General features: G+C 66.8%; 22 protein-coding genes. 11 read left to right on the top strand and 11 right to left on the bottom strand.

What is annotated here, in order from left to right:
* Positions 1-25: 25 nt before the first annotated feature.
* The gene (locus tag GLP40_RS13915; RefSeq protein ID WP_154788335.1) at positions 26-493 is read right to left on the bottom strand and encodes a VOC family protein; all 468 of its coding nucleotides are present in this window, start codon (positions 491-493) and stop codon (positions 26-28) included.
* A gap of 56 nt (positions 494-549) precedes the next feature.
* Between GLP40_RS13915 and GLP40_RS13910 the strand changes: the two genes are divergently transcribed.
* From GLP40_RS13910 to GLP40_RS13900, 3 genes are all read left to right on the top strand, one after another.
* Complete coding sequence (locus tag GLP40_RS13910; protein ID WP_154788334.1) at positions 550-1,422, top strand: helix-turn-helix domain-containing protein; 873 nt, start codon at positions 550-552, stop codon at positions 1,420-1,422.
* 86 nt (positions 1,423-1,508) lie between these two features.
* Complete coding sequence (locus GLP40_RS13905) at positions 1,509-1,925, top strand: DoxX family protein (protein WP_154788333.1); 417 nt, start codon at positions 1,509-1,511, stop codon at positions 1,923-1,925.
* Between the two features lie 457 nt (positions 1,926-2,382).
* Positions 2,383-2,835, top strand: coding sequence for a universal stress protein (locus GLP40_RS13900; RefSeq protein ID WP_154788332.1), 453 nt, complete (start codon positions 2,383-2,385; stop codon positions 2,833-2,835).
* 107 nt (positions 2,836-2,942) lie between these two features.
* On the opposite strand, the gene GLP40_RS13895 is transcribed toward GLP40_RS13900, so the two are convergent.
* Positions 2,943-5,219 carry a HelD family protein gene (locus tag GLP40_RS13895; protein ID WP_328290132.1) on the bottom strand — a complete coding sequence of 759 codons (2,277 nt, stop codon included), beginning with the start codon at positions 5,217-5,219 and terminating at the stop codon, positions 2,943-2,945.
* Between the two features lie 154 nt (positions 5,220-5,373).
* Positions 5,374-6,708, bottom strand: coding sequence for a diguanylate cyclase domain-containing protein (locus GLP40_RS13890; protein ID WP_328290131.1), 1,335 nt, complete (start codon positions 6,706-6,708; stop codon positions 5,374-5,376).
* 167 nt (positions 6,709-6,875) lie between these two features.
* On the opposite strand from GLP40_RS13890, the gene GLP40_RS13885 reads away from it, so the two are divergent.
* A complete protein-coding gene (locus GLP40_RS13885; RefSeq protein ID WP_328290130.1) occupies positions 6,876-8,078 on the top strand; it encodes a beta-ketoacyl synthase N-terminal-like domain-containing protein in 1,203 nt (400 codons plus the stop codon).
* Here the strand turns inward: GLP40_RS13885 and GLP40_RS13880 are convergent.
* Both GLP40_RS13880 and GLP40_RS13875 read right to left on the bottom strand, forming a co-directional pair.
* On the bottom strand, positions 8,075-9,805 hold the full coding sequence (locus GLP40_RS13880; RefSeq protein ID WP_154788330.1) for a GAF domain-containing sensor histidine kinase: 1,731 nt from the start codon (positions 9,803-9,805) through the stop codon (positions 8,075-8,077). The genes GLP40_RS13885 and GLP40_RS13880 overlap by 4 nt on opposite strands.
* A gap of 72 nt (positions 9,806-9,877) precedes the next feature.
* Positions 9,878-10,525: a response regulator transcription factor gene (locus tag GLP40_RS13875; protein ID WP_328290129.1), complete on the bottom strand. Its 648-nt coding sequence runs from the start codon at positions 10,523-10,525 to the stop codon at positions 9,878-9,880.
* A 244-nt stretch (positions 10,526-10,769) separates the two neighbouring features.
* Between GLP40_RS13875 and GLP40_RS13870 the strand changes: the two genes are divergently transcribed.
* Both GLP40_RS13870 and uvrA read left to right on the top strand, forming a co-directional pair.
* On the top strand, positions 10,770-11,591 hold the full coding sequence (locus GLP40_RS13870; RefSeq protein WP_196054658.1) for a hypothetical protein: 822 nt from the start codon (positions 10,770-10,772) through the stop codon (positions 11,589-11,591).
* A gap of 218 nt (positions 11,592-11,809) precedes the next feature.
* A complete protein-coding gene (gene uvrA / locus GLP40_RS13865) occupies positions 11,810-14,809 on the top strand; it encodes an excinuclease ABC subunit UvrA (RefSeq protein ID WP_328290128.1) in 3,000 nt (999 codons plus the stop codon).
* A gap of 296 nt (positions 14,810-15,105) precedes the next feature.
* Here uvrA and GLP40_RS13860 read toward each other — a convergent pair whose 3' ends face one another.
* From GLP40_RS13860 to GLP40_RS13840, 5 genes are all read right to left on the bottom strand, one after another.
* Entirely contained in the window at positions 15,106-17,037 is a 1,932-nt protein-coding gene (locus GLP40_RS13860; protein ID WP_154788328.1) for an ATP-binding cassette domain-containing protein, read from the bottom strand.
* A 54-nt stretch (positions 17,038-17,091) separates the two neighbouring features.
* On the bottom strand, positions 17,092-18,294 hold the full coding sequence (locus tag GLP40_RS13855) for a type III polyketide synthase (protein ID WP_154788327.1): 1,203 nt from the start codon (positions 18,292-18,294) through the stop codon (positions 17,092-17,094).
* Positions 18,295-18,376: 82 nt separating this feature from the next.
* Complete coding sequence (locus GLP40_RS13850; RefSeq protein ID WP_154788326.1) at positions 18,377-19,867, bottom strand: cytochrome b5 domain-containing protein; 1,491 nt, start codon at positions 19,865-19,867, stop codon at positions 18,377-18,379.
* 276 nt (positions 19,868-20,143) lie between these two features.
* The gene (locus GLP40_RS13845) at positions 20,144-20,971 is read right to left on the bottom strand and encodes an LppX_LprAFG lipoprotein (protein WP_196054657.1); all 828 of its coding nucleotides are present in this window, start codon (positions 20,969-20,971) and stop codon (positions 20,144-20,146) included.
* A 322-nt stretch (positions 20,972-21,293) separates the two neighbouring features.
* Entirely contained in the window at positions 21,294-21,995 is a 702-nt protein-coding gene (locus GLP40_RS13840) for an alpha/beta fold hydrolase (RefSeq protein WP_154788325.1), read from the bottom strand.
* A gap of 125 nt (positions 21,996-22,120) precedes the next feature.
* Between GLP40_RS13840 and GLP40_RS13835 the strand changes: the two genes are divergently transcribed.
* Complete coding sequence (locus GLP40_RS13835) at positions 22,121-22,957, top strand: class I SAM-dependent methyltransferase (protein ID WP_154788324.1); 837 nt, start codon at positions 22,121-22,123, stop codon at positions 22,955-22,957.
* Positions 22,958-22,963: 6 nt separating this feature from the next.
* Entirely contained in the window at positions 22,964-23,587 is a 624-nt protein-coding gene (locus GLP40_RS13830; RefSeq protein ID WP_154788323.1) for a TetR/AcrR family transcriptional regulator, read from the top strand.
* 53 nt (positions 23,588-23,640) lie between these two features.
* Here the strand turns inward: GLP40_RS13830 and GLP40_RS13825 are convergent, their stop codons facing one another.
* The gene (locus GLP40_RS13825; protein ID WP_154788599.1) at positions 23,641-23,991 is read right to left on the bottom strand and encodes a DUF1844 domain-containing protein; all 351 of its coding nucleotides are present in this window, start codon (positions 23,989-23,991) and stop codon (positions 23,641-23,643) included.
* Positions 23,992-24,382: 391 nt separating this feature from the next.
* On the opposite strand from GLP40_RS13825, the gene infC reads away from it, so the two are divergent.
* The 3 genes from infC to rplT all read left to right on the top strand — a co-directional run bounded on the left by infC (position 24,383) and on the right by rplT (position 25,802).
* Complete coding sequence (gene infC, locus GLP40_RS13820; protein WP_154788598.1) at positions 24,383-25,048, top strand: translation initiation factor IF-3; 666 nt, start codon at positions 24,383-24,385, stop codon at positions 25,046-25,048.
* 60 nt (positions 25,049-25,108) lie between these two features.
* The gene (rpmI, locus tag GLP40_RS13815) at positions 25,109-25,303 is read left to right on the top strand and encodes a 50S ribosomal protein L35 (protein WP_154788322.1); all 195 of its coding nucleotides are present in this window, start codon (positions 25,109-25,111) and stop codon (positions 25,301-25,303) included.
* 118 nt (positions 25,304-25,421) lie between these two features.
* A complete protein-coding gene (gene rplT / locus GLP40_RS13810; RefSeq protein ID WP_040807291.1) occupies positions 25,422-25,802 on the top strand; it encodes a 50S ribosomal protein L20 in 381 nt (126 codons plus the stop codon).
* Positions 25,803-25,804: the final 2 nt, after the last annotated feature.

Here is a 25,804-nt window from a genome sequence, read left to right as displayed (position 1 = left end):
TCGTCTCACGGAATCAGTCGATACGTCAGCCCTTGGCCATCCATTCGTTGACTCGGCGCTCCGCCTCCTGGCGGGAGACGTCCTCGACTCGCGTCATGACGATCCAGCGATGGCCGAACGGGTCCATGACGCGGCCGTAGCGGTCGCCGGTGACGAAGGTCTGGGGCTCGGAGACGAAGCGGGCGCCGTTCTCGGAGGCCAGCTTCGAGACGGCGTCCACATCGGGGCAGTAGTGGACGACGCTGGTGTGCACCCAGTCGTCGGCGGGGGAGCGCAGGCCCTCGTCGGGAATGGGCATGCCGACCTGAATGGTGGAGTCGCCGATCAGGAGTTCGGCATGCGCGGCCTGGCCGTCGGGAAGATCGTTGCGGCTCAGCACCTTCGCGCCGAAGACGATGGCGTAGAACTCGATGGCCGCATTGGCGTCCGGGACTGCCAGGAAGCAGGTGATGGAGTGGTATCCCTCGGGAATCGGATTCACTGCGTTGCTCATGGGTACGACTCTCGTTGCCGCGGCGGCGACGGTCTTGTAAGAAAGCGACAGGAGCGATGACCAGCAATAACGGTGCGCGGGGCCGGTTCTCGCCGCGGCCGGTGCCGCCGCCGGAGACCGCCAAGGGCATTCTGCGGCCACGTCAGCAGAACGCGGCCAATAACCATGCCCGCCTCGCCGCGGGCGAACGGGTGGCTCGCTATGTCGAGTGGTACTGGGCGGTCCGCTGGGATCGGCGGGGGCAGCCGCCGTTCCAGGCCGAGGTGCTGTCGTATCCCTGCGTGAACCTGACCTTCGAGCGCACCCATGAGCGCACCGGCGCCTTCGTCACCGGCGTGTGGACCACCAAGTACAGGCGTGAATTGGCCGGGGAGGGTGAGACCTTCGGGGTGAAGTTCCGGGCCGGCGGCTTCGGCGCGTTCACGGGGCTGGACGTCGGGGCGCTGAGCGACACCTCGGTCCCAGCAACCGATATCTTCCCGGCAGCCGACACGTTGGCCGACGCCGTGCTCGCCACGGCCGATGCCGAGATCCGCCGCGATCTGATCGAGGATTTCCTGGTCGCGGCACAGCGCGACGAGGAATCGCACGGCGACGACCAGGCGTACCGCCAGGTGCTGGCGATCATCGAGGCCATGGAACACGATCGCGATCTGACGCGGGTCGACCAGGTCGCCGCGCGTTTCGGCATTCCGGTCCGCACCCTGCAACGCCTGTTCCGCCGCTACGTCGGCGCCGGCCCGAAGTGGGTGCTGCGCCGGTATCGCCTCCAGGACGGCGCGCACCTGCTGGCCGAGGGCCGCGCCTCGGACCTGGCCGCGCTCGCCCTCGAACTCGGCTACTTCGACCAGGCGCACTTCTCCAATGAGTTCGCCAAGGAGATCGGAATGCCTCCGCTGGAATACGCGAAGATCTCGCTACCATCCTGAGAACACTGGTCCGGGAATAATCGCGCCGCCCGACAAGTTGGTTGCCGTGTCACCCAATGGCAGATCGATCATCGAAGGAGCGGGCCATGGATGTGCTGGTATTGATCGGACGGATCCTGTTCGCGCTGCTGTTCCTCATCTCGGGTTTCGGGCACCTCGCGCAGCGTGCCCCGATGGCGCAATACGCCCAGTCCAAGGGCGTGCCCGCCCCGAAGCTGGCCGTGCCCGCCTCCGGCGTCCTGTTACTGGCCGGCGCGCTGAGCGTGCTGCTGGGCGTCTGGGCCGACCTGGGCGCGTTGCTGCTGTTCGTCTTCCTGGTGCCGACCGCCTTCCTCATGCACAACTTCTGGAAGGAGACCGACGCGCAGGCCAAGCAGACCGAGATGATCCAGTTCAACAAGGACATCGCCCTGGCGGGCGCGGCACTCATGCTGTTCGCCTTCTTCGCCCACACCGGCGGTGATCTCGGATTGACCCTCACCGGACCGCTTTTCAGTCTCTGATCCGATCCGCGCGTTAGTATTGCGCAGCATTGATCGGCCGGAGGGGAGAGGATCGCATGGACATCCTCAGTGCGATTCTCGGCTGGTTGTGGGCCGAATATCGCGACCTGTGAGCCGAGACGAAGTCACTGTTTCGCGAGCCGTTCGTTGTGCGCTGTCACAACGAACGGACCGCCGTGGTTCCGGTGGATATCGGACTTGTGACGAATCTCCCAGGTGCGCAACATGGTTGACATTATGTGGGCCAGGTCGCGGTGGCTCGGAAATTCGCTGGTAGCCGAGGCCGTGTTCGCGCCGCGACCGGAAAGTGCCATGAACCGAACGCGCCACAGAAGTGTGATGTGTTGCGATATCGAATATTTCCGCCGGTTATGCCGCTATTGTCAGGCGAAGTTGTCGCGGTGAAAACCCCACCTTCGAGGATGCCGCGGCCCCGACCCTTGTACTTGGAGGAGAAATGACCGCCTACCGGACGATCGTCGTCGGTACCGATGGCTCGGACTCGTCGTACGTCGCCGTCGAGCGGGCCGCGGCTCTGGCCGGCGACGAGGGCGCCACGCTGCACATCGCCTGTGCGTATTTCCCGACCGACGACCGCGATGTGGCCGCCGCCGCGGACGTGCTGAAGGACGAGGCCTACCAGGTGCGCGGCTCCGCGCCCACCAGCGAGATCCTGCGCGTCGCGCGCGACAAGGCCGTCGCCGTCGGCGCGGTGAACGTGGTGGAGAAAGCGGTGGTCGGCGAACCGGTCGAGTCGCTGCTGGACCTGGTGAAGGAGGTGGAGGCCGACCTGCTGGTCGTCGGCAACCGGGGCCTCAACACCCTGACCGGCCGCCTGCTCGGCTCGGTTCCCTCGGATGTGGCCCGCAAGTCCCGCTGCGACGTGCTGATCGTGCATACCGTGCGCTGAGCGCGGCTTCGCTCACACTCGGGAAAACCGGGGCCAGCCCCGAATCTCGCTCATACGAAGCGGCCGAGCCCGATCGGGCTCGGCCGCTTCGCCATTCGCCAGGCTGGTCAGCGCAGCCGCTGCAGGACCTCCGGAAGGTCCTCGGAATGCACGACCACCAGGCGCTGGGTGGCGCGGGTGAGCGCCACGTACAGGTCGTTGAGCCCGCGCGGCGACTCGTCCAGGATCCGGTGCGGTTCGGCGAGGACGACCGCGTCGAACTCCAGGCCCTTGACGTCGTGGACGGTGAGCACGCGCACCGAATCATCGGTCAGGTGGCCGAGTTCCGGGGCGAGGTCGTGCGGCACGATGACCACGGTGGTGCCGGGATGCTCGGCCTCCGCGGTGATCAGCCGCTTGATCTCGTCGGCCAGTTCGGTGGCCGCAACCCGGGTCGCGGTCGGTTCGAAGCCGGAGTCGCGGACCGAGCGCGGCGCGGGCGCCGCCGGGTCGATGGCGGCCAGCACGTCGCTCGCCACCGCCATGATCTCCGATGGCGTGCGGTAGTTGACGGTCAATTCGGTGAGCTTCCAGCGTTTGGCCACATACGGTTCCAGCACCTGCTGCCACGAGGAGGCGCCCGCCGGGTCGCCGGTCTGGGCGACATCGCCGACCGCGGTGATCCAGCGATTCGGGATGCGGCGCATGACCATTCGCCACGCCATGGCCGAAAGCTCCTGCGCCTCATCCACGATGACGTGGCCGTAGGTCCAGGTGCGGTCGCCGGCGGCGCGTTCGGCGGTGGTCTGCCGGGTGCGTACCTGCTGGCGTTCGGCCAGCTGGGAGGCATCGATGAGGTCGTAGGCCATGAGCAGTTCCGGATCGAGGTCGTCCTCGAGGTCCTGCGGCGCGGAACCGGTGAGGATGTCGAGGGCGTCCTGGGCCTCGGCCAGCTGGGCGCGCCAGCGGCGGCGGGCGCGCTCGCGCTCCTCGCTGTCGTCGATGCCGAGCAATTCGGCCAGCTCGTCCAGCAGCGGCGCGTCGGCGTCACTGAATTCGCCGGTGTCGGGCCGGCGCAGCGCTGCCCGGTCGGCCTCGCTCAGCTGTCCGGCGGCACCGGCCAGGCGCTTCGGGTCTGCCCACAGCCCGCCCAGCACCTCCTGTGGGGTGAGGATGGGCCACAGCCCGGCGATGGCACGCTGGATCTCCGGATCCGCCCGCATCTCGTCGCGGATCTCGGTGAGATCGGTCTGGCTCAGCAGGTTTCGCCCGCCCAGCGGGTTGGCGCCGATGGCTTCGGCCAACTGGTCGGTGAGCGCGTCCACCACGGCGGCGGCGAAAATCGGCCGAGCCAGGTTGTGCGCGCGACGCGAGGAGCGGGCGCGGCCGCGGGCCTTCGTGGCGATCTTGCGATCCAGTTCCAGCTGATGTCCGTCGAAGTACAGCCGGATCGGCTCCCGGGGCACCTCCTGCCAGTCCCGCACCGCCTTCTTGAGCACCTCGAGCATGTCCAGTGAGCCCTTGAGCTCCCCGGCGCGCAGCGAATCCTCCAGTGTCGCTTGCACTCCCGGGTATAGGTTGCCAATGGTGGACAGCAGCACGCCGGTCTCACCCAGCGAGGGCAGCACCTGGCCGATGTAGTCGAGGAAGGTGGAGTTCGGGCCGATGATGAGCACGCCGGCCTTGTCCAGCTGCTGCCGGTACGTGTACAGCAGATAGGCCGCGCGGTGCAACGCCACCGCGGTCTTGCCGGTGCCGGGCCCACCCTGCACCACGAGCACGCTCTTGTGTTCGGAGCGGATGATGGCGTCCTGCTCGCTCTGGATGGTTTCGACGATGTCGTTCATATGCCCGGTGCGGGCGGCATTGAGCGCGGCCAGCAGCGCGCTCTCACTGCCGACGCCGCCGTCGCCGCCGATCACCCCGGCGTGCTGGGCGGCATCCAGGTCCAGGTACTCGTCATTGACCGCGGTGACCTTGCGATTGCGTGAGCGAATATGGCGCCGCCGGGTCACTCCGTCGGGCGCGGCGGTGGTGGCGAGGTAGAAGGGCCGGGCCAGGGGAGCGCGCCAATCCAGGAGCAGCGTCTCGTAATCGGCGCTCTCGTCGAGGATGCCGATGCGGCCGATGTAGCGCTGTTCGCTGTCACCGTTGTCGGCGATGTCGATGCGGCCGAAGCACAGGCCGTGTTCGGCGGCGTCGTATTTGGCCAGGTCCTCGGAGTAGAGCTGGGTGAACGATTCCCGCTCACTGCGCGCCTGCGGGGTGCCGCCGGTCTCCAGCAGCACGGTCCGCAGCCGCCGCTGGGCGTAGGCGCGCATGCCGTCGAGCTGTTCGTAGAGCTTCGTGAGGTACTGCTGCTCGCGTTCCAGGTCCGGGGAAGCCGCGCTGGCGGAATCGGACACGGAACGCTCCTCGGTGAGGTCGGGCAAAACGGAACTCCTTGTTCACCACATCCGCCGTGTCGGGTACGGCGCGCGAAGCATCGAGAACAGAGTTGTCGAGTCTAGTTCGCGTTTCCATCCAGCGCCGTATCCCCAGGTAATCGTGATGAGAAGCTCAGGAGGCGTGGGTGCTGTCGCTGCGGCGGCTGAGGGTTCCGCTCTGGTGATTCGGGGGTTTGGCGCGGTACATGGCGAGGTCGGCATCGTGCAGGACGGCCTCGGGCGTGCGATTGTCGCCGGCGTGCAGGTGGGTCACGCCGATGGAGGCGTCGACCTGGATGCGGTGGCCGCGCGCGATGATCGGCTCGGCCATGGCCTGCCGCAGCCGCGCGATCAGCGAGTCGAGATCGTCGCCGAGGGTGCGACCGGACAGCAGCACCAGGAATTCGTCACCGCCGATGCGGCCCACGATGTCGTCGGAGCGCAGCCCGCGCTGCAGCCGCTGCGCCACGATCTGCAGGACGGTGTCGCCGATGGCGTGCCCGAGGGTGTCGTTGATGGTCTTGAACCCGTCCAGGTCGATGAACAGCACGCTGGACACCGGAAGGTTCTCGGTGGTGCCCAGCGCCGCCGCCAGCCGGGACAGCACCAGCGCCCGATTGGCCAGCCCGGTGAGCGGGTCGTGGGTGGCCTGGTACTCCAATTGCCTTCGGCTGGCTCGGAATTCGGTGATGTCGTTGAACGAGGACACCGCCGGTGAATCCGGATCGCTGGGATTGAGCAGGCGGCTGTTGGCCGACAGCCAGCGCCGAAGCCCGTCGGGCCGGTCCAGCCCGAACACGAAGCGGGTCACGGTTTCCCCGGTGGCGAGGGTACGGATCACCGGATACCAGGACGTGGGCATGGGCTGGGCATTGGCGTCGAGCAGGCATAGCGGAAGGTCGTAGATGTGGGTGCCGACGAGGTCGTCGGCCTCGTACCCGAAGATGCGCCGCGCGGCCGGATTGGCGGATTCGATGCGCCCTTCCCGATCGATCACCACCACGCCCTCCTCCAGCTGCGAGACCACGCTGGCGAAGAACTGCTCGGCGCGCCGCTGGGCGGCCTCGGCGCGGCGCTGCTGGGTGAGATCATGCACGACGACCTGGTAGGCGAGGTGTTCGTGCCAGGCCGTGAGCACCGACACGGTCTCCACCTCGATGCTGCCGCCGTCGCAGCGCACCAGGGTCATCTCGCTGGGGTCGGAGGCGGTGCCGGCGATGGTGAGGCGGCGGATGCGGTCGAGCATGGGTTCGACGGAGTGGGGCTCGACGAAATTCGTGACCGGTTGTCCGATCACCTCGTCCGGATTCCCGGCCGCCAGGAGACGCAGCATCGCCGGGTTGGCGTAGACGACGGTGCCGCGCTCATGGACCACCACCCCGTCGGGGCTGTAGTCCACCAGGGACCGGTACCGCTGGGCCAGCTGTTCGACATTGGCCGGGGCATTTGCCCGATCGTTACCCATCATCACATGCACCCCCTGATCGTCGTTCCGACACGCCCCGGAGCGCGGCGCCCATTCTGTTATCTGAAAAGTTGCTGGTGCACCTTGCCGACCGTATTGAATGAATCACAGTTCCGCACAGCATCGGCCCGCGATTGGTGATCATTACGGGTAATGGCCCGAAAGGAGCGATGCAAATGCCTGGCGTTATCCCCGTCCCGATGACAGCAGGTCGGCATCAAGATCATATGACGATCGCCGGCATCGGTGCCGTGTCCGGGTATGGCTGGGGCCGAGAAACCCTCTGGGAAGGTTTGCTGAGCGGCAAACCAGCAGCCCGGCTCTTTCCAGGGTACGGTCTCGGGCGCGATCGGCAGGGGTGGGTTGCCCGCGTGCCGGAAGGTGGCGATCCGGATCTACCGCTCAGCCGCTACCTCCGCGCGGTCCTGGGCTCGGCGCGGGAGGCCGTGGCCGATGCGCGCGATCGCGGCTGGCGGCCCGGCCGGACGGTCGGTTTGCTGCATGCGATCGTGCTCGGAAACGCCCACGAGTGGCGGGATTTCTACACCGTCGACGCGGGACAGCGGGCCAACCGCGACTATCTACGGCTGCTGCCCTCGACCCCGATATCGATGCTGATGAGCGAGTTCGGTTTCCACGGCCCGGCCATGAATGTGACCGCCGCCTGTTCCTCCTCGAATGTGGCTTTGATCATCGCGCAGTTGTGGCTGGCCCAGGGCATCGCCGACGACGTGCTGGTGCTGACGACCGACCTGTCCGCGATTCCGGAGATGGTGCAGCCGTTCGTGTCGCTGGGCGCGGCGGTCGACGATGCCGATCCGCTCGACGCCTGCCGTCCGTTCCAAGAAGGCAGCCGTGGCTTCGGTTTCGGTGAGGCGTCGGTCTCGTTCCTGGTGACCCGGGAGGCCGCGGACCCGTACGCGGCGATGCTCGGCGGGGCCATGTCCAACGATGGCCACCACGTGATCTCGGTGGAGCCGTCCTATGAGCAGATCTTCGAGTGCGTGCGCCGCGCCCTCGCCAACGCCGACGTCCGTCCCGACGAGGTGGCCTACCTCAACAGCCACGGTTCCGGCACTGCCCAGTGCGATATGGCCGAAACCGCCCTGCTGGCGGCGATTTTCGACGATCGCCCGGAGGTGGTGGCGCTCAAACCGCTGGCCGGGCACTGCCAGGCCGCCTCGGCCGGTGTCGAAGTGGCCGCCGCGGCCCTGGGTTATGAGCGGGGACTCCTGGTATCCGCGCCGATCGTCGCACCCGCCCAGGTGCGCCTGGTCGACGGCGTACGGTCGGGGGTCGACGGAATCACGGTCAAGACCGCGCTCGGCATGGGAGGCAACAACTCCGCGGTGGTACTCGGCCCGGTCGGCTAGTGCAGCGGAACCGACCAGTGCAGCTTCGTGCCGGAGCCGTCGCCGCTGGGATCGCGGCGTGGATACACCGCCAGGCTGCCGCCCGACTGCTCGGCGCGCCGCGCCAGATTCGTCAGCCCGCTGGGGGTGATGTCGTCGGGAATGCCGCGGCCGTTGTCGGAGACCACGATGGTGAGATCGTCGGCCACGCTGATGTCGATGGTGACGGTGTCCGCCCCGGAATGCCGGACGGCATTGGAGACCGCTTCGCGCACCACAGCTTCCGCGTGATCGGCGAGTGCGGGTTCGACCACCGACAGTGATCCGGTGATGTGCGTGAGCGCTCGGATGTCGGTGGCGGTGGTCTGCTGTTCGACCGCCCGTTCGACGCGCCGGCGCAGCCGAGTGCCGCGCCCGTCGCCGCCGTGCAGATCGAAGATGGAAGTGCGGATCTCCTCCACCACGTCCTGCAGATCGTTGATGGCTTCGGCGATACGCTTCTGCACCTCGGGCACGCGGGCGCGCGGCACGGTGCCCTGGAGTGAGAGCCCGACGGCGAACAGCCGCTGGATGACGTGATCGTGCAGGTCGCGGGCAATGCGGTCGCGGTCGGTGAGGATGTCGAGTTCGCGCATGCGTCGCTGCGCCACCGCCAGCTGCATGGCCAGCGCGGCCTGATCGGTGAAGGCGGCGATCAGCTCCATCAATTCGTCGGTGTAGGGCGCGGATTCGGCGGCGCGCAGCGTGATCAGCACGCCCAGGGTGGAATCGGGGGTGTGCAGTGGCAGCACCAGGGCCGGGCCGATATCGGTGATCGGCGTGCCCAGGTCGATGTGGCGGGCGTCGTCGAAGCGCAGCGGGGTGCGGGTGGTGAGCGCCTGGCCGACGGCGGTGTCCGCGGTGCGCACCGCGTGCCCGGACGCCGGATCACCGGGGCCGGACCACTGCGCCACAACGAGTTCGGCGATCTCCTCGGCGGCCACGTCGAGATCGGGGACCACAGCCAGCAGCGCCCGCTGCGACCCGGTGAGCTCGCGCGCGTGCTCGACCACGTGGGCCAGTACCTTGCCGGGTTCGGTGTCGGCCAGGAATTCGGTGGCGATATCGCGGGTGGCCTCGATCCATGCTTGCCGGGTGCGGGCCTGCTCGTAGAGCCGGGCATTGTCGACGGCGATACCGGCCGCGGCGGCGAGCGCCTGCAGCAGCACCTCGTCGTCCTCGGTGAAGGGGTGCGCGCCGGATTTCTCGGTGAGATACAGGTTTCCGAAGACCTCGCCGCGGATCCGCACCGGCACGCCGAGGAAGGTGCGCATGACGGGATGGTGCTCGGGGAATCCGGTCGCGTCGGGGTGGCGGGCGAGGTCGTCCACGCGCAGTGGTTCGGGCTTGTCGAGCATCAGGCCGAGGACGCCATGGCCCTCGGGCAGCGCGCCGATCAAGACCCGCGTCGGCTCGTCGATGCCGTGGAAGATGAACTGACTGGGCTGCTGTTCGTGCCCGCGCACCGCGAGCGCCCCGAAGCGGGCGTCGACCAGGATGGTGGCGGCGCGCACGATCGTGCTCAGGGTCTGGTCCAGGTCGAGCCCGGACGTGACCGCCAGCATGGCCTCGACCAGCCCGTCGATGCGGTCACGGGCATCGATGATCTGTTCGACCCGGTCCTTGACCTCGGTGAGCAATTCGCGTAATCGCAGCTGCGACAGCGTTTCACGCACTGAGCGGGGACCGGCGCTGGGTGTGTCGTGCATGGTTGTCCTGCGGTCCGGAGGATACGACACGGCAAGCGGAATTCTATTCGGACCGAGGTTGCCGCAGGGTCGTCATGCCGAACGTGACTGTCCCGTACGCAATTTCGAGGCCAGCACGGCCGCCTGGGTGCGGCGTTCCATGCCCAGTTTGGCCAGCAGCCGGGACACATAGTTCTTGACGGTCTTCTCAGCCAGGAACATTCGTTCCGCGATCTGCCGGTTGGTCAGACCGTCTCCGAGCAGGTCCAGCAGCTTGCGTTCCTGATCGGTCAAACCAGACAGCGGACCGTCGAATTCGGTGCTGCGCCGCAGCCGCGCCATGAGGGCGGCGGCCGCGCGATTGTCCAGCAGCGAACGGCCGGCGCCCACCTCCTTGATGGCCTTGGCCAGCTCCATGCCCTTGATGTCCTTGACCACGTAGCCGCTGGCGCCTGCCAGGATGGCGTCCATCATGGCTTGCTCGTCGGTGTAGGAGGTGAGGATCAGGCAGCGCAGGTCGTCGATGTCGGCCAGCAGGTCCCGGCACAGCTCGATGCCGTTGCCGTCGGGCAGCCGCACGTCCAGGACCGCCACATCCGGATGCAGCGCCGGGATCCGGGCCAGGGCTTGGGCGACGTCACCGGCCTCGCCGACCACGGTCAGTTCGGGATCCTCCTCCAACAGGTCGGTCAGACCTCGGCGGACGATCTCGTGATCGTCGACCAGGAAGACTTTGATCACGACTGCCTCCAAGCTCAGGGTCGCGGGCACGCGAATGGGTCTGGCCAACGTATCTCGCGGGGCGGCGAGCAGATATTGCCGAAGGTCCCTAATTTCCGATGCTCGGACCGGCGCCGATCTTTTGTCGGAGAATATTCCCCGAAAGTCGTCTGGTTTGGGACCTTCGGCACTGTCGAGGGTGGCTGCGCTGTGTTGCCATGGACCTCGGGTTGCCGGGTCGGAACAGGGAAAGCGGGGGTCGGCGATGGGCACGTTCGATGGGTGGTCGAGTGGAATCGATCCGGATTTCGTGGTGACCACGCACGGGCCCGTTCCGTCGGGTGAGGTGACAAGGGTCGTGCGCGGACTGAGCAGGATCCTGCGCCGTCACGGGGTCGAGGGGCCGGTGCGGGTACGCCTGCGCTGGCCCGGCGCCGAGGACGAGGCCACCCTGGTCCAGGCCGGTGTCCGGGCACCGGGGAAGGCATTCCGGGTGCAGGTCGCCGCGCCGGGGCGGTTCGCGTCCACCTTCGCCCTGGAGCGCCTGGATCTGCGGCTGGGCTGTCCGCCGGATGAATTGTCCCGGCCCTGGCCGGATCCCGCGCGGCCCTCGCTGTCCGCGGTGACCGAGCTACGACCGATCGTGCGGCGCAAGGACTGCCGCCTCCAGGTGACCACGCCCGCCGCGGCGGCGCGGGTGCTGGATGCCATGGACTACGACGCGCACCTGTTCATCGACGCCACGACCGGATCCGAGGCGGTGGTCTGCTGGACCGGACCGCTCGGGGTGCGGACCCTGGGCCGGCTACGCGACAGCGCGCCCGTCCTGGTCGAGGATGAGGCGGTGGACCGGCTGTGCCTGGGCGGGCTTCCTTACCTGTTCTTCACCGACGCCGACACCCGCCGCGGCCGTTTGCTGTACCGCCGCTTCGACGGCGATCTCGCCCTGGTCACCGCGGCCGGCGCCGAGGACCGCTCGCGCGATCGGGACCGGGGGCGCCAGCCGCGGGCGATCGCGAGCTGCGGGCGGCGGGCGCTGCCCGCGACCTTGCCCGAGGCGGCGACTGGTTTCGTGAGCCGAGGATAGCCCGCCGGGGGCGTCCGGAATCGGTGCGCACCCGATCGTCGGCACGGGGTTGCCGATGTCGGCCGACTCTGTTGCCCGCCGCGGGCGCGGAGCGGCGCGACCGTGCAATAAACACAGTGTGACCAGCGTTTCAGCGGGCGCGAGCAAACTTGTCGGTGGATGCCCCTAGCATGGCGTCGGGGGTAAGTCTGGATGCTGAAACGTTGGAAGGATGGCCAGTGGCGGATCGCCTGACGGTGCGCGGAGCGCGGGAGCACAACCTCAAAGGGGTCGATCTGGACCTACCCCGCGACAGTCTCATCGTTTTCACTGGTCTGTCCGGCTCCGGCAAGTCCTCTTTGGCCTTCGACACCATCTTCGCCGAGGGGCAGCGGCGGTACGTGGAATCGCTGTCGGCATACGCGCGGCAGTTCCTGGGCCAGATGGACAAGCCGGATGTGGACTTCATCGAGGGCCTGTCCCCGGCGGTGTCCATCGACCAGAAGTCGACGAACCGCAATCCGCGGTCCACGGTCGGCACCATCACCGAGGTCTACGACTACCTGCGACTGCTGTTCGCGCGCGCGGGCACTCCGCACTGCCCGATCTGCGGTCACCTGATCGCCAAGCAGACCCCGCAGCAGATCGTGGATCAGGTGCTGGCCATGGAGGAGGGCACCAAGTTCCAGGTGCTCGCCCCCGTGGTGCGAACCCGCAAGGGCGAATTCGTGGACCTGTTCGAGTCACTGAACTCCCAGGGCTATTCGCGTGTCCGGGTCGACGGCGTGGTGCATTCGCTAACCGACCCGCCCAAGCTGAAGAAGCAGGAGAAGCATGATGTCGAGGTGGTCGTGGACCGCCTCGCGGTGAAGCCGAGTTCCAAACAGCGCCTGACGGATTCGATCGAGACCGCCCTGCGGCTGGCCGACGGCATCGTGGTGCTGGACTTCGTGGACCGCGACGAGCACGCCCACGATCGGGAGCGCCGCTTCTCGGAGCGGCTGGCCTGCCCGAACGGGCACCCGCTCGATATCGAGGATCTGGAGCCGCGGTCGTTCTCCTTCAACTCGCCCTACGGCGCCTGCCCGGACTGCACCGGTCTGGGCATCCGCAAGGAGGTCGATCCGGATCTGGTGGTGCCGGATCCGGATCTGAGCCTCGCGGACGGTGCTATCGCGCCATGGTCGCGCGGGCAGACCGCCGAATACTTCACCCGGCTGCTGTCGGGTCTGGCCGAGGCCATCGGCTTCTCCATGGACACACCGTGGAGTCAGTTGCCGCTCAAGGCCCGCAAGGCCGTGCTGGAGGGCAGCTCCGAGCAGGTGCACGTGTCCTACACCAACCGCTACGGCCGTAAGCGCTCGTACTACGCCGATTTCGAAGGCGTGATGCCGTTCTTGCAGCGGCGTATGGACGCCACCGAGTCGGAGGCGATGAAAGAGCACTACGACGGGTACATGCGGGACATTCCGTGCCCCGTCTGCAATGGCGCCAGGCTGCGGCCGGAGATCCTGGCGGTCACGCTGTCGGCGGGCCAGGAGCGCAAGTCGATCGCGGATCTGTCGGATCTGTCGATCGGTGATGCCGCCAACTTCCTGAACACGCTGACCCTCGATGATCGCCAGGCCGCGATCGCCGCGCAGGTGATCAAGGAGATCCAGGCGCGCCTGGGCTTCCTGCTGGATGTCGGTCTGCAATACCTGACGCTCTCACGCGCCGCGGCCACGCTGTCCGGTGGTGAGGCGCAGCGCATCCGACTCGCCACCCAGATCGGTTCCGGCCTGGTGGGGGTGTTGTACGTGCTGGACGAACCGTCCATCGGCCTGCACCAGCGCGACAATCGCCGCCTCATCGAAACCCTGACGCGCCTGAAGAATCTCGGCAACACCCTCATCGTGGTAGAGCACGACGAGGACACCATTCACGCCTCGGACTGGGTGGTCGACATCGGCCCGCTGGCCGGTGAGCACGGCGGCCAGGTGGTGTACTCGGGTCCGTACGAGGGGTTGTTGAAGGATAGGGGATCGCTCACGGGCGCTTACCTTTCCGGCCGCGAGCAGATCGAGGTGCCGCTGGTGCGGCGGCCGATCGACAAGAAGAAGCAGCTCACCGTGGTCGGCGCGGTCGAGCACAACCTGAAGAACATCGACGTGAGTTTCCCGCTGGGCGTGCTCACCTCGATCACCGGCGTCTCCGGTTCCGGTAAATCGACGTTGGTCAACGACATTCTGGCGACCGTTCTCCAGAACAAGTTGAACGGCGCGCGCCAGGTGCCGGGCCGCCACACCCGGGTCAACGGCCTCGATCATCTGGACAAGCTGGTGCAGGTCGACCAGTCGCCGATCGGCCGCACTCCTCGCTCGAATCCGGCCACGTACACCGGCGTTTTCGACAAGATCCGCACCCTGTTCGCGGCCACCACCGAGGCCAAGGTGCGCGGCTATCAGCCGGGCCGGTTCTCCTTCAATGTGAAGGGCGGCCGCTGCGAGGCGTGCTCGGGTGACGGCACCTTGAAGATCGAGATGAACTTCCTCCCGGATGTGTACGTCCCGTGCGAGGTCTGCCACGGCGCGCGCTACAACCGCGAGACCCTGGAAGTCCACTACAAGGGCAAGACCATTGCCGAGGTCCTCGATATGCCGATCGAGGAGGCCGCGGAATTCTTCGAGCCGGTGACCTCCATCCATCGCTACCTCAAGACCCTGGTGGATGTCGGCCTGGGCTATGTGCGCCTGGGCCAGTCCGCGCCGACGCTCTCCGGTGGTGAGGCCCAACGTGTGAAGCTGGCCGCCGAGCTCCAGAAGCGCTCGACCGGCCGCACCATCTACATCCTCGACGAGCCGACAACGGGTCTGCACTTCGAGGACATCCGCAAGCTGCTCACGGTGATCAATGGCCTGGTGGACAAGGGCAATACGGTCATCGTCATCGAGCACAACCTGGACGTCATCAAGACCTCCGACTGGGTCATCGACATGGGCCCCGAAGGCGGCGCCGGCGGCGGCACCGTCATCGCTCAGGGCGCCCCGGAAGACATCGCGGCCGTTCCGGAAAGCTACACCGGCCAGTTCTTGAAGAACGTCCTCGCCGCCCAGCCCGCCTCCCTCGCCGAGCCCGAGCCGGCGAAGAGGGCTGCGAAGAAGACTCCCGCCAAGAAGGCCGCCCCGAAGACCGACTCCCAGGCCGCCGCCGCGAAAAAGGCAGCCGCCGCCCGCCGAAAGGCAGCCGCCCTCCGCTGATGGTGTGATTCACCGCTGTAGCGGGGCCAAGGTGTGAAAACTGGAGCTCGACGATGTCTGATCGGCGAACAGCCGAGCGGCAGCCACCTCGAACCCGTCGAGGCACAGTGCCATCGTCGAATTCTCGAGGCCGTTGTCGTGCGGAGTCGGCCGAGGCCGATCCTGAAGCGCTCGCCGGGCCACGACCATCGCCGCGCCTATTCCACGCGCGTACCCTGCTGGACGTTGACTGAGCACTGCCCCCGACATGACGCGGCCCCGCACCGAAATCGATGCGGGGCCTTCGTGTTTCGTGCCTACTCGGCAGCCGCCAGCGGCGGGCTGAGTTCCTTGACCTCGGCGATGCGGCCGAAGTCGAGTTTCACGATCTGGTCGGCGCAGTCGAAGTAGCGGTCGTCGTGGGTGATCACGATGACGGTCTTGCCGCGGTTCTTGAGATTGACCAGGATCTCGCGGTAGAAGACGTCACGGAACTTGGGTTCCTGATCCGCTGCCCACTCGTCGAACATGTAGATCGGGCGATCCTCGAGCAGCGCGGTCAGCAGCGCCAGCCGCTTGCGCTGCCCCTGGGACAGCGCGATGGTGGACAGCCGCCCGTTCTCCACGGTGACCTTGTGGTCGATCTGCAGTTCCTTCAGGTACTTCCGGACCTCGTCGTCGATGCCCGGCTCGAAGCCCAGGTAATCCTCGAACAGGTGGAAGTCGGTGAAGACCGCCGACGAGTTCTGCCGGAACCACTCGATATTCTCGTGGTCGACGGTCTCGCCGTTGAGCGACAGGTGGCCGTGCTGCGGGACGTAGAGGCCCGTGATCAGTTTGGCCAGGGTCGATTTGCCGCTGCCGTTGCCGCCCACGATGAAGGTGATCCGGCCGGGCTCGAAGGTCAGGTCCAGCGGTCCGAGGTGGAAGCCGGAGCCGTCGGCCTCGGGCGGGGACACGGGCGCGCCCATCGGGACGGGTCGTCCGTTGTGGCCGCCGTGCTCGATGAACCGGTGCCCGTTGACATCCGGGCGATCGGGCGACGCCGCGGCGTGACCGGGCGGCGGACCGCCGGGCCGTCCACCCGGATGCGGTCCGGGCCGTCCGCCCATCGGCGCACCCGGCGCGCCGGGGCGATTGCCCCCACCCGGGTGCGGCCGCGCACCTCCACCCGGGTGGGATCCGGTTCCGGGCGGCGGGCCACCCGGCACGGGCGGGAAGGCGGGCGGCGCCTCGGTCAGGTAGCTGTAGCTGACGTCGTTCAGCTCCAGCCGGGCCGCCTCGACGACCGGCCGCTCGGTGTAGGGCAGGGTCGATTCGTCGTGTGCCGTCTGAATGGACAGGTTGAGGGAACGGATCTTGGAGAGCGCGACGTCACCGCGCAGCAGGTCCGGGATCCGGTGCATGAAGTTCTGCATGGGCATTGCCAAAAAGGTTGTGACGAGGACGTATCCGAACATCACGTTCTGCGGCAGGTCGAGGGCCCGGGCGAGCCCGAAGAGGATGAGCGCCATGGTGGCCAGCTGCAGCAGCTGCCCGAAGCCCTGGGCGACGGTGAATTTCGAGCCGGCCTCGATATTCTGCGTGCGCAGCGTCTCGGCGGAGCCCAGCAGATGCTTGTCCATGAAGTCGCGGCGCCGGCCGCGGTGCAGCTTGAGCTCCTTGATGCCCAGCGACACCGCCTGGAAGGAGCGCAGCAGCCCGTCCTCGTTCTCGCGCGCGGACTTGTACAGGGCGCGCACCCGCTTGAGAACCAGTTCGACACAGGCGATTCCGAGTAGCGTGCCCGCCACCGTGGTGGCGAAGATCCAGCCGGACACTATCGCCAGGAACACGAAGCACCCGATGATGGTGGCCAGATCGATGCAGATGCTCGGGATGGCCGTCACCGCCTGCGACAGCGACCGCACGTCCTCGGTCAGCGTCGCGATCAGGCGGTGCTGTCCGAGCCGCTCGAGGTGCTCGAGCGGAGCGGACACGATGCGCGAGCTCAGATCGGCTCGCAACCGGTAGATGGCGTCCTGTGCCAGGCGGATCAGCAGCACCTGCGAGATCACGCCGCTGATCAGGATGACCAGCGCGGTCGCGACGAACGCTTGTACCGTGACGCCCGGATGCGGTTCTGGTGACACCACTCCCCGAATCAATGTCACCAGGTAGGTATTGGCCGCACCGCAGATGAGACCGGAGGCGATGACGCCGGCGATCCGCATCCACGAGATGGAGATGAGGAATCTGATGAGTTGCATGACTGCTGGTCTCTCTGGACGGAACTGACGCCTGTTTTCTGACAGATGGGCTTGTCAGGGGCGGATGATGTCGAAGATGACGCCTTCGAGGGTGACGCCCGGTGCGAAGGAGAATGCCACTCCGGTCGAGATCGGCTTGGTCGCGTGCTGCGCGATCATCTGCTCGAGCACGAAGATCAGTGAGACGCTGAGCATGTTGCCGTATTCGGCGAGCACGTCCCAGCTGGTCGCGGCCTGCTCGGAGCCGATGCCCAGCGAGCGGACCGACTCCTCGATGATCTTCGGGCCACCCGGGTGGATCGCCCACAGATCGATGTCGGACTTGGTCATGCCATTGCGCGCCAGCACGGTGGTCACGACCGGGTCTACCCCGCGCAGAATGTACTGCGGCAGATTCTCCGACAGCTCGCAGGTGATGCCATTGTCGTTGACGCCAAGGACGATTCCGTCCTCCGCGTCGTCGAACAGGTAGCTGAAGCTGTCGCGGATGACCACGGTGCCGGCCGGCAGATGCTGCCGCGGCTGGCTGGCCCCGATGACCACCGCGCCGCAGCCGTCACCGAAGAGGCTGTGGATGATGACGTCATTGATGTTGTCGTCGAACACGGCGTTCACCGAGCTGATTTCGATGCAGACGACCAGCGCCTTCTTGTCCGGGTGCGCCCGGACGAAATCCACCGCGGCGCGCACCGAGTTCATGGCCGCGGCGCAGCCCATGAAGTTCACGATGACGCGGTTGACGGCGGGGGATAGGCCCAGCTGCTTGACCACGGCCACGTCCACGCCCGGCGCGATGAACCCGGTGCTGGTGGCGAAGACCAGCATGCCGATCTCCGAGGCAGGGTCCTCCAGGTGGGCGGTGGCGCGTCCGGCCACATCCACGGCCAGCGGCACCGCGTGTTCGTAGAAGGTGTTCATGCGGTCCCGGATGGTGCCGGATTCCTTGCTGTAGGAGAGGAATTCGGGTTCGACCGGGTTGACCGCCAGGTGGCGGGTGGTGATGCGGGTCTTCTGGTAGATCCGCGGAATCCGCGCCTGCTGCACCGGATCGGCGAACAGTCCGGCCACCTGGGCGGCGGCGTCGGCCTGCGAGAAGATCTGGCCCGGCGAACCGGTAGCGATGGATTCGATCACGCCGACGGTGGTCGGCGGGGTGGGCGGCAACGGGGTCGTTGCGAAGTTGCGGCCGGGCTTGCCCCCCGCGAGCCGGGTCGCCGCCGAGCGGCGGGCGCTCCCCTCATCGATGGTGATAGACATGAAATTACTCCCCTCGTTTCGATATGACGACCCGCGGTGCGGTCGGCGCATGCGTGAACGCACCGCGGTAAGTGGAATCGGTTCAGACGGTTCCGATTCCGGTGAAGCCCTGAACCGTGTAGACGGCGCAGGTCTTCAGGGCAAGTGGTGAGAAGTGCTCCTTGACGAACCCCCACTTGCGCTCCACCGCGTCGTCGGACGGCGCGAGAATGTAGGTGCGGATCTGCTTGGGGAAGCGGTCGGTGAAGAAACTCTTGGCCGGCAGCCACTCCACCCCGAAGTTCGCGGACTCCTCGCGCAGCACGTCCTCGGTCGCGATGTTCGCGAAACCACTGCGCTGGTAGGGCAATACGTGATGTACCCGGTGCGAGCTCAGGCCGGCGGACAGGAAGCAGTCGATGTAGCGGTTGCCGATCACTTTCAGGTCGTAGGCCTGCTCGATTTGATTGACGCCCCAATCCTCGGAGTTGGATTCGATCTCCTCGGTCTCTAGCTCGAAGTCGTGGCTGGCCACCACCAGGAAGGTGGAGATCCACAGTGTGATCACGAATTGCAGTGCCCAGGCCCAGAAGTCGCCCATCACGGTGAAGACGATCAGCTCGCCCAGCAGCAGCAAGCGCACGCCGAAGGAGCCGATGAAGTGCGGCAGCGCACCGCCCCAGGTGCCGTACATGTCCTTGATGCCCACCTTGCGGGTGAGGCGGCAGACATCGACCAGGCGGAAGGTCATGCCGGTGACGGTGTGACCGAACTTGTGCAGGGTGTGGATCGGCACCCGGTACAGCCGCGGGATCCGCATCATCATGGTGAAGACGTTCTTCTTGATGTCGACTTCACTCTGGGTGTGCGGGTGGTGCAGCAGCGCGTGGCCGTCCGCGGTCACGAAAGCCAGTGCGACGTAATTGAAGTCGAAGGCATTCGTATAGATCTTGTTCATGCCCTTCTGGGCGCGGTGGATGGCGTAGTGCCCGAAGCCGGCCAGTGAGCTGCGCAGCAGCACCATGGCGATCACGAACACCGGCAACGGCATCCAGCTGCGCTCGAACAGCCGCACGCCCTGCACCGCGAAGTACAGCACCGCAAGCGTGGCCACCACGATGTTGAAGTAGGTGTCCATGCGCCGGATTCGGGCGGCCAGCGCGGGTTCCTTGAGCCGCGCCTTGACCTTGTGTAGGAGGTCATCGGTGTTGTCGAAGGTGAACTTCGGGGTGTCGCGCCAGCTGTCGAATCCCTCGTTGAAGAGGAACGCCGGCGCGTTGGCCTTGGGGTGGATGTCCTCGGGCAGGGCGTCGCGATCCAGCGCGTACTTCTTCAGGATGCGGCCGATGGCCTCCGGGTTCTTGTGATACGAACCGACGATCGAGGTGATGTCGCGGTTCTTGGTCCGGCCGATGAAGAACTCGCCGCCCGGATGCTTGGAAATCCAGTCGCTGAGGTCGTAGGCTTTGCCGTTGTAGACCCAGACATTCGATGCCGGCGGGGGGCCGTCCAGCGGGGGCCGACGGAACTCGTCCTCCCCCTGGGGCTCCTGGCGCTCGATCGTCGCTTCGGCTTCCGGGCGTTCGATCGTCATTTCATCCCTCCACACGCAAGCACGACGTTTGAACCTTCGGACGAAATAGTCGTTGCCGCGCCTTGCATTTCACTGAACAATCTCTTAAGCGTGCAGCCTCGGTCGGCTGCGGATCAACCAGCTCGCGGGACGAGCCGGAATTTGTTGTAGGCAATGCGGTTTCGGACGGTTTGCCGAAACGCGAAAGCCGGTCCGGGGGTGGGCGGACGACAGCCGTTGCCGCCGTCGCTCTTTCCCCGAACCGGCTCCGAACTCACATGACAGGCAGGTACTTGTTTAGCCGCCGGGCTTGGTGACGTGAACCGGCTTCGCCCAGTCGGACAAGGTAACTGTGACGGTGCCGGCATCCTTGGTCACCACGGCGCGCACCAGGTTCGGGCCGGTGCCCGGCGAGGCGGCCGTGGACGGCAGTGTGGTGCCCGAGCCGCTCGGCGGAGCGACGTCCTTGATGTACAGGGTGATCGGGAAGCTGCCGCCGTCCTTGCCGATCTGAGGCACGACCGGGTCGAACACCGAGGCGTCGATGGTGCCGGTCACCTTCACGGTGTCAACGCCGTCGATCTTCTCGCGGCCCTCGGCCTTCGCGTTCTTCACCTGCGCAATGACATTGGCGAGACCCTTGTCCTTGTCCAGGAGGACGCCCGGGTCGTAGACCTTCTCGGCGGGGCCGACGGGAGCGTATTTGCTGCCGTCGCCGGTGTAGAGGGTCTTGTCGACGACCATGAACTTGGTGTCGGTGAAGTCGGCGTCCTGCTTGACCTTGACCTTGGCCTCACCGATGGCCTGGCCCTGGCCCTGTGGCTGGTTGGTGACGTCGGCCTTGATGCTCTCGACCGGGAGGGTCGGGAGGTTCTTGACGTCCATCACCACGTGCACCGACTGCAAGGTCTGGGTGGTCTTGGCGGATTCGGCGACGATCTGCGCGCCGTCGGGCAGCTGCGACGGCGGCGCCGCCTGGGAGGTGGTGGCCTTGCTGTCCGAACTGGACGAGGAGCAGCCCGTCACGAGCGCGGCCGCCGCGGCCGCCGCGATCATGATCGGGAGGACGCCGCGTCGGATCCGGCGTCCAGACGCGCGCTTGTCGTGGGACATCAGTTCATTCATGTACAAACCCCCGAAGAGTTCATCGATCTCGTAGTGAGGACAGCCTTGCCGCTGCCCGTCGTAGTATGCAGGACTTCGCTCGCGTCCGCGTCGAACGAGGCGATACTCCGGCATCCAACCAGCACCATGTTCGCGCCGCCAAGAAATTTGATCATCCAGCCACGCAAGCGATTACCCTGCAACCCTGAAATGTCGCATGTGGCGGCAAGTGTTAACAGCTTCGCTGAGCTTGCAGCAAGCCGAGCGACCGCCTATCCGGATGTGTTCCGTCGCTGAATATTTGCCAATTGGTCGCTGATTGTTCGGCGCCCGGCCGGAAAGCTCAGCGCTGTACCGCATGGTGAATCAGTTCCGCGAGTTCCGTCGGCTTCGACCACATCGGCCAGTGTCCCGTCGGCAGGTCCACGTACTCGGCGTCGATGTTCCGCAGCTCTCGGAACAGCGGCAGCTCCCCGGCATCGCGTAGCTGCTGGACCAGCTCCGAGGGGAAGCTACAACAGATGACCGTGGTCGGAACCTTCAGTCGCGCAGCCGAATCGCCGAGCGTCACCGGCCGTGCGGCCACCCCGGCCGGGACCGGCACCGCCCGCTCGCGGAATCGGGCCAGCATCGCCTCGTTCAGGCCTGCCAGGCTGCTCCCCGCCGCCTCCACCTCTTCCCAGGTCTCGGGCAGTGGGAACTCCGCCGTGTCCCCCAGGGCGGGGTTCAGGATGAACCCGGCCGGCATGGGTGCGCTATCGGCATAGATCACCCTCGAAAAGTGTTCCGGCGCCAGGTCCGTCGCCATGTAGGCCGCCGCGCCGGCGCCCGAATGTGCCACCAGGACATCGGCCGCCCGGGCGGCGTCGACGATGGCCCGCGCCTGTGTCTGCAAGGTTGCCGACAGCCGCTCCGGATCGCCCGGATCCAGTCCCGGCAGGGTCAGTGCGTCGACCTCGTCCCCGAGCGACCGCAGCGGTCCGGCCACGTCCTCCCATGCCCACGCGCCCAGCCAGAAGCCGGGAATCAGCAGTATCCGTGCCATGCCCAGAGGATCGCACGGGCCACCGACAGCCGAAACCTTTGTCCGACGGGGCTCTTGACTCGATCGGGGATCGAAGCTCATTATGAACTTGCGTTCATGAACTATCGTTCATATAGGAGTCGATCATGACCGAGATCGTCAATACCGCCCAATTCGAGGCCTGGAACGGCTACGAGGGCGAATACTGGGCAGGCAATCACGACCGCTACGACGCGGTGAACCGCGGCTTCAACGAACCGCTGCTGACCGCCGCGTGTATCTCCGACGGTGACCGCGTCCTCGACATCGGTTGCGGCAACGGCCAATTGACTCGTGCCGCCGCCCGGCGAGCTGGAAGCGGATCCGCCACCGGCGTCGACCTCTCCGGCCCGATGCTCGGCCGGGCCCGTGCCCTCGCCGCGGCCGAACAGATCCCCAACGTCACCTTCGAACAAGGCGACGCCCAGGTATTCCCCTTCCTCGACAACGCTTTCGACGCCGCGTTGAGCCGCTTCGGCATCATGTTCTTCGCCGACCCCATGGCCGCCTTCGCCAATATCGCCCGCGCCCTGCGTCCCGGCGGCCGCCTCGCTTTCGTCGCCATGTCGCCCATGCCCGGTACCGATCTGGGCGCCGTATTCGGAGCCGCCGCAGCTCATCTCGACACCTTCGCCGTCGGCGCCGCCGAGGGTCAGTTCACCGATCCAGAACGCATCCGGAACCTGTTGTCCGAAACTGGATTCCGCGCTATCGACGTCGAATACCGTGAGGTCGAAGGCATCTGGGGCAATGACATCCCCGACGCCACCGAGTTCATCATGGGCTGGGGTCCGCTCCACTACCACCGTTCCCTCGCCGACTTCGCCACCGACGACCAGGTGCGCCAGGCGATCTCGGCCGCACTGGCCCCCTACGTCACCCCTGACGGCATTCGGCTGCGTGTGGCGGCCTGGCTCGTCAGTGCGACCACCGCGCTACCGTAACCACCCATGTCCCCTCGAAAGGCAGCAGCGCTGCGCGGCGCCGCCGACGACCGCACCCTTCGCGACCACCTCGTCACCACCGCGCAACGCCTGCTCGCCGACCAGGGCGCCGCCACCCTCACCGTCCGCGGCATCGCCCGCGCCGCGGGCGTGGCCGACGGCGTCCTCTACAACCACTTCCCCGACAAGGACGCCCTCCTCGCCGCCGCCGTCCGCGCCCACGTGGACGCCGCCCACCGTGCCCTCGGCCCCCTGCCCGCCCCGGGCGCGGCCACCGTCGAGCGGAACCTGCGCGCGTACCTGTCCGCCGGACTCGCCCTCCACCGCGCGGTCCTCCCGGTCGTCGCGGGCCTGCTCGCCACTCCGGCCGTGCTGACCCGCTTCACCGAGCTGCCGACCGACCAGCCCGACTGGCGCATCCTTCTCGCGCGCTACCTGAACGGCGAACGGGAACTCGGCCGCATCGCCCCTGACGCCGACACCGCCGCTGCCGCCGCGGTCCTCGTCGGCATCTGTCACGACCAGGTCCTGGCCACGCTGTTGCCGGGCATGTCCCCACACCCCGTCGACGCCGACGCGGTCATCACCACTGTTCTGACCGGGATCGCGCCGCGTACAGAACGCGCCTAGAGAAAACGGTCCCGGCTCAACCGAAGCGGTCGGGCCGGGCCGCGGAGAGGTCGTCAGTACACAGGTCCGGTGTACTTCTCGCCCGGACCCGCGCCGGGGGCGTCGGGGTAGGCGGAGGATTCGCGGAAGGCGCGCTGGAGTGACTGGAGGCCCTCGCGGATCGGGCCGGCGTGCGGGCCGAGGTACTCCACGGACGCGGTGACCAGGCCGGCGAGGGCGGTGATGACGCGGCGGGCCTCGTCGAGGTCGAGGTGAGGGCTGGTGGCAGGATCGGCCTCGCCGAGGCCGAGCTTCTCGGCGGCGGAGCTCATCAGCATGACCGCGGCGCGGCTGATCACCTCGACGGCGGGGATGTCGGCCAGTTCGCGGACCACCTCACCATCGAGCAGCGCGGTGTCGTCCATGCCGGCCGGATCGTCGTTCGTGGTTGCCTCGCTCATGGGATAGAGCATCCCATCGCGCGGGTCGACGCTGGTCGCGGGGGCCGCCGATTCGGAGCTCACGGCTATGAGTGTTAGACTCTTCCGCGACGACCGTCCCGGACTGGTTCCTGTAACCGACTCGGGGCATCAAGTGGAGCCCGACTCCCACCGTCAATCGGCTGTTCTTTCTGTAGAACGCGGCAGTCAGATTCGGCGGTCCGGTCGCCCATCATTGACCTGATGGGTTTTGCGCGTGGGTTCGTCCTGCGTGCGGTGCGATGCGAGCCATTCGCTTCGTGGATCGGTCGACTCGGGCCCCGTGGTGGTGAAATACCAACACGGGGCTTTCGTGTTGGAATTGGGGTTGCAGTTATTGCTTGCGGTCGTTGACGAACCGCTTGACCTAGGAGGCCCCATCAGCACTGAGACCCGCATCAACGATCGCATCCGCGTTCCCGAGGTCCGACTCATCGGACCGGGTGGCGAGCAGGTTGGGATCGTGCGTGTTGAAGATGCACTACGCGTCGCTCAGGAAGCTGACCTCGACCTGGTCGAGGTCGCCCCGGATGCACGCCCGCCGGTGTGCAAGATCATGGACTACGGCAAGTTCAAGTACGAGACCGCGCAGAAGGCGCGCGAGTCCCGGAAGAACCAGGTTCAGACCGTGATCAAGGAGCAGAAGCTCCGCCCGAAGATCGATGACCACGACTACGAGACCAAGAAGGGTCATGTCCTGCGCTTCCTGCAGGCCGGCTCGAAGGTCAAGGTGACGATCATGTTCCGCGGTCGCGAGCAGTCGCGGCCCGAGCTCGGGTTCCGGTTGCTGCAGCGACTGGCTTCCGACGTCGCCGAATTCGGTTTCGTCGAAACTTCGGCCAAGCAGGACGGCCGGAACATGACCATGGTCCTCGCGCCGCACAAGGGCGCGAAGACGCGGGCGAAGGCCCAGCAGTCCGCGGCCCAGGGCGGCACCGCCCCCGCCGAGACTGCCGCTCCGGCTGCCGAACAGGCCGCCGAGGCCGCCGCCCCGCAGCAGTAATGACGAGAAGCTCCGGTGGCGTGCTGACGCGCGCCTCCGGCACGACAGATTGAGGAATCCATGCCGAAGATGAAGAGCCACAGCGGCGCCTCGAAGCGATTCAAGGTGTCGGGCAGCGGCAAGCTGCTGCGTCAGCAGGCGAACCGTCGCCACCTGCTCGAGCACAAGCCGACCACCCGGACTCGTCGTCTGGACGGCGTGGAGGTCGTCGCGAAGGCGGACGTCCGTCGCGTCAAGAAGCTGCTCGCCAAGTAATCACAGGCTGAGCCAGCCCTCGCGATCCGTTCGAGGAACGCATCACCGACCAACCTCGGGCGCAACCGCCGGGTCCACGCGAAGGACCCCGCGCCCCTAATCGATCAAGGACTGACAAGTGGCACGCGTCAAAAGGGCCGTCAACGCTCAGAAGAAGCGCCGTTCCGTTCTCGAGGCCTCCAAGGGCTACCGTGGCCAGCGGTCGCGCCTGTACCGCAAGGCCAAGGAACAGCAGCTGCACTCGCTCACCTACGCCTACCGCGACCGTCGCGCGCGCAAGGGTGACTTCCGCCAGCTGTGGATCACTCGTATCAACGCCGCCGCGCGTCTGAACGACATGACCTACAACCGCTTCATGCAGGGCCTGAAGGCCGCCGGCATCGAGGTCGACCGCAAGATCCTGGCCGAGCTCGCGGTGTCCGACGCCGAGGCGTTCGCCCAGCTGGTCGCCGCCGCCAAGGCCGCGCTGCCGGCCGACGTCAACGCCCCGGCCGCCTGATT

The organism is Nocardia aurantiaca (assembly GCF_009708175.1).
GTDB classification, from domain to species: domain Bacteria; phylum Actinomycetota; class Actinomycetes; order Mycobacteriales; family Mycobacteriaceae; genus Nocardia; species Nocardia aurantiaca.
Note: the sequence above shows the minus strand (reverse complement) of the source record. Positions and strands in the feature narration are given on the sequence as shown.